Genomic DNA, 2,914 nt, shown 5'->3' on the forward strand with positions numbered 1-2,914 from the left:
TAAGTTTAAAAAGGTTTATAAATAGCAGTCGTAAAGACACTAAATTTCAGTACTTCGAACTTTATTAAAGTACTAGAGAGAATACTGAAGTTTTTAGCTAAGCACTACAATATCAAGCCGCAAGAAATTTTTACAGAGCCTCTGACACTTGAAGAAGTTGATCACAGACTCTACCTCAATTAGCCGTCGTTGGATTATCGGGTTAATTCTTTTTGCTTTTCGCCACAGGAATGGGGGTATTTTCGTACTTTGTTTCGATGCTCAAGGCCACCTGTGGCTTGAAAGGTTTATACTTTTCTTTTCTGCTATTTGTGTTTTTGTCGGCTTTTTGGGAGCTTTCTTTATCGTACCTAAGGTCAGATAACCTGACCTCTATCAAGGCCTGACTCCGCTCAACTTCCATTGGATAAAACGATTAAGGAGAAAAGATAGTCTTAATCACGGTTTGCGAACGGGAAAATAAGAAGATACCTCTAAAGAGCGACCAAGCTCCTAAAAAAGAGATATCTTCATGCAAGCACTATTACCCTTACTTCCCTCTGGCGCAACTCCCATTACCGATACTTTAAGTGTTATGAATTCAGGTCAGACCTGGACTTACTATTCAGGCTGCTCCCCAATTTTTTCTCATGCTCAAGATGATAACCGTTCGTTCAAACTCATTACATCGCAATTGATTTGTCAGAGGAGCTGTCGCCAGGTTGACATTACAAAAGCGTTTGGAGTTGCTGTGATTACGGTAAAACGGGCGGTGAAGAAGTTTCGGGAGGGCGGGACAGCTGCCTTTTTCCAACCCCGCAAAGGACGTGGCGGCTCAGTTTTCACAGCAACGATCCTTACTAAAGCTCAAAGTATGCTCGACGAAGGGCAGACTCGGCAGAAGGTTTGTCAAAAGCTCAATATCAAACTTGATACTCTGAAAAAAGCGATTCACAGCGGTCGTTTGTCAGAGGTGAAACCGAGATTATCAGAAGGAACGACAAAATCTCAACGCAGCAGTGCTGATGCGGCCTGTGACATGGGAACGGGCTGCAGTCGTGAAAACGAGCGGGTTGCAGCATCATTAGGGCTGATCAGTCACGCCAGTTTGCAATTCGAGCACTGCAATGATTTGAGCTTTGGTGGCGTTTTGTGCGCTCTTCCGGCTTTGGTGGCCAATGGGTTATTCCTTTTTCTTAATAACCTTTTTTCTTTGCCTCCCGGCTACTACGACGTCCAGCATATTGTCACGGCCTTGGCCTTCATGGCTCTTTGCAGAGTGAAAACGGCGGAGCAACTGCGTTTCGAATCTCCCGGGGAGCTGGGGAAACTACTCGGTCTGGATCGTATTCCGGAAGTCAAAACTCTCCGCAACAAGATTAAAGGCATGTGTAACGAAAAAAACACCACTGAATGGATGCTGTCGCTGTCGAAATTCTGGATGGAGAACAATAAAGAATTGGCCGGGGTGCTTTACATAGACGGTCACGTACGCGTTTATAACGGTGATCAGGTCAAGCTGCCCCGGCGTTTTGTCTCCAGAGAAAAACTCTGTCTCAGAGGCGTTACCGACTATTATATCAATGATGCTCTTGGTCAGCCTTTCTTTGTTGTCAGTAAGACCGTCAATGCTGGAATGACGGCTGTAATCGTCGGTGAAATCGTTCCTCAATTACTCAAGGATATCCCCAATCAACCTGATGAGCAACGACTGGAAAGTGAGCCGTATTTACATCGCTTCATTCTTGTCTTTGACCGTGAATCCTCAAGCCGTACTCTTTTCAAACAGCTCTGGGACGAACACCGCATCGGCTGTATTTCTTACCGTAAAAATGCCAAAGACAGATGGCCGGAGGAAGAGTTTATCGAAGAGTCCGTCGAGATGCCGAACGGGGAAACCCTCAAAATGAAACTGGCTGAACGGGGGACGTTACTCGGGAAAAAAGAAGAGGCTATCTGGGTAAAAGAAATCAGAAAACTGACGCAGACAGGGCACCAGACAGCCATTATGTCCACTGTCTATACACTCAATGACCGAAAAAATGCGGCCTTCATGTTCGCCCGCTGGTCTCAGGAAAATTATTTCGCCTACATGATGAAACACTACAATCTCGACCGACTCATCGACTATGGCACTGAGGAATTTCCTGATCCCTTACAGAAGGTGGTCAACCCCGCCTATCGCGACCTCGATTACAAAGTAAAATCTTTAAATCAAAAGCTTTCCAGAAAAAAGGCTGAATTCGGATCCTGCGAACTACAGCTGGAAAAGGTATCGGGAAAAAAGATGGAGCGCCTTATCTGTAAGAAGGCTGATTTGAGATACGAAATTGATCTCTTGCAGGAGGAGTGTGATGAATTAAAAGTTCAGCGCAGAGCTTTGCCCAGTCATATCAGTTTCGAAGAGCTGCCCGCTGATTATCAGTTCGAAAATTTAGCTCCTTCAAGAAAAATGTTCAGCGATACGATCAAGATGATTGCCTACAGAAGTGAGACCGCTATGGCAAATATTCTCAAACAGGCATTATCCAAAGAGGATGATGCTAGAAGATTGATTTGTGACCTGATGCGCTCGGAAGCGGATCTGGTCCCAGATGAGAAGAACTCTATTCTCAATATCTACTTGCACCGAATGGCCAATCCAAAAGCCGATAAAGCGGTCCAATACTTATTGGACACTTTGAATGAAAATGAAAGCTACTACCCCGGCACCAAGTGGCTTCTGAGGTATCGGCTCATTGGCGCCAATTAGGTATCACTTTATTTTCCCTGAAGTCAGGAGTTCTGATATTTCAACGGTGTCCTTCATTAACTTCACAAGTAGAACAGCATTGACTTCCTAAAGGCCGGTATAAGGTCGCAGAATCGAATTTTCTTCCGAAAATGATTTTTGACGGTTCGTATGAATTGGGCGGATATCTTAGGCATCCTGGCT

The 2,914-nt window shown here is 44.8% G+C and carries 1 protein-coding gene; it reads left to right on the plus strand.

Features of this window, described 5'->3' with window-relative positions; genetic code table 11:
- Positions 1-511 precede the first annotated feature (511 nt).
- Positions 512-2,731 (plus strand): hypothetical protein, encoded by a 2,220-nt coding sequence (locus HRU21_12465; protein ID NRA43103.1) that lies wholly within the window; start codon positions 512-514, stop codon positions 2,729-2,731.
- The last annotated feature ends 183 nt before the right edge of the window (positions 2,732-2,914 follow it).

This window comes from Pseudomonadales bacterium (assembly GCA_013215025.1).
Taxonomy (GTDB): domain Bacteria; phylum Pseudomonadota; class Gammaproteobacteria; order Pseudomonadales; family DT-91; genus DT-91.

What these genes read in the sequence shown, in the direction of transcription:
- HRU21_12465 (NRA43103.1), top strand. Translation starts at nt 512, where the DNA reads ATGCAAGCACTATTACCCTTACTTCCCTCTGGCGCAACTCCCATTACC.